The 1,627-nt window shown below is 56.9% G+C and carries 1 protein-coding gene; it reads left to right on the top strand.

Annotation, left to right across the window (positions count from 1 at the left end; all coding sequences use genetic code 11):
* The coding region (locus ACLBW8_RS28585; RefSeq protein WP_447806920.1) for an immunoglobulin-like domain-containing protein at nucleotides 1–1,627 on the top strand (1,627 nt) is incomplete at both ends.

Genomic DNA, 1,627 nt, shown 5'->3' with positions numbered 1-1,627 from the left:
GGCGGTCAGATTACGTACACCGCAACCTTGAGCAACAAGGCCGGCACCGACGTCACGCTGAAACTCGACAACGGCTCGACTATCACCATCAAAGCCGGCGACACCGTCGGCACCGTGACTGTCCCAGCACCTAGCGATGACGTGTTCATCGACAAGAGCACTCAGACGGTCAAGATCACCGACGCTGCTGGCGGCAACTTCGAGAAGCTGGAAGTAGCAGGCGACGGCGCGACTACCACGATCAACGACACCATCGATAAAGTTGATGTGGTTCTGACTGCCACTACCACTATTGGCGAAGGCGGCAACATCGTTTACACCGCCAGCCTTGTGGATAAAAACGGCGCGGCAGTGACTAACATCACTAATCCGCTGACCGTCACTCTAGACAACGGCCAGACCATCACTATTGGTGTGAACCAGTCCAGCGGCACCGTCACCACCGTCGCGCCGAACGATGTGTACAAAGGCGACCAGACCGTCACCACCGCAATTAAGGGTGTGACTGGCGGCGAGCATTTCGAAAACCTGGTGCCGGGTACTACGCCGGTTAACACCACCGTTACCGATACCCCGGGCACTGCCGATACCACCACCGTCACTTTGACCGCGCCAAACGAAGTCAACGAGGGTGGCCAGATCACCTACACCGCAACCTTGAGCAACAAGGCCGGCACTGACGTCACTCTGAAGCTCGATAACGGCTCGACCATCACCATCAAAGCCGGCGACACCGTCGGCACTGTGACTGTCCCAGCGCCAAGTGATGACGTGTTCATCGACAAGAGCACTCAGACGGTCAAGATCACTGACGCTGCTGGCGGCAACTTCGAGAGGCTGGAAGTAGCAGGCGACGGCGCAACGACGACAATCAACGACACCATCGACAAAGTTGATGTGGTCCTGACCGCTACTACTACCGTCGGCGAAGGCGGCAACATCGTTTACACCGCGTCGCTGGTCGACAAGTCGGGTAACGCGGTGACTAACATCACCAATCCGCTGACCGTGACCTTGGATAACGGCCAGACCATCACTATCGGCGTGAATCAGTCGAGCGGCACCGTCACCACCGTGGCACCGAACGACGTTTACAAAGGCGATCAAACCGTTACTACCGCTATCAAAGGCGTAACCGGCGGCGAGCATTTCGAAAACCTGGTGCCGGGTACTACACCTGTAAACACCACCGTGACCGACACACCGGGCACCGCTGATACCACCACCGTCACTTTGACCGCGCCAAGCGCAGTCAACGAGGGTGGCCAAATCACCTACACCGCAACCTTGAGCAACAAGGCCGGCACTGACGTCACTCTGAAGCTCGATAACGGCTCGACCATCACCATCAAAGCCGGTGACACAGTCGGCACCGTAACTGTCCCAGCACCTAGCGATGACGTGTTCATCGACAAGAGCACCCAGACCGTCAAGATCACCGATGCTGCTGGCGGTAACTTCGAGAAGCTGGAAGTAGCAGGCAACGGTGCAACCACCACGATCAACGACACCATCGACAAAGTTGATGTGGTTCTGACCGCTACTACCACTATTGGCGAAGGCGGCAACATTGTTTACACCGCCAGCCTTGTGGATAAAAACGGCGCAGCAGTGACTAACATCACTA

This window comes from Pseudomonas sp. M5A4_2d (assembly GCF_053345295.1).
Note: the sequence above shows the minus strand (reverse complement) of the source record. Positions and strands in the feature narration are given on the sequence as shown.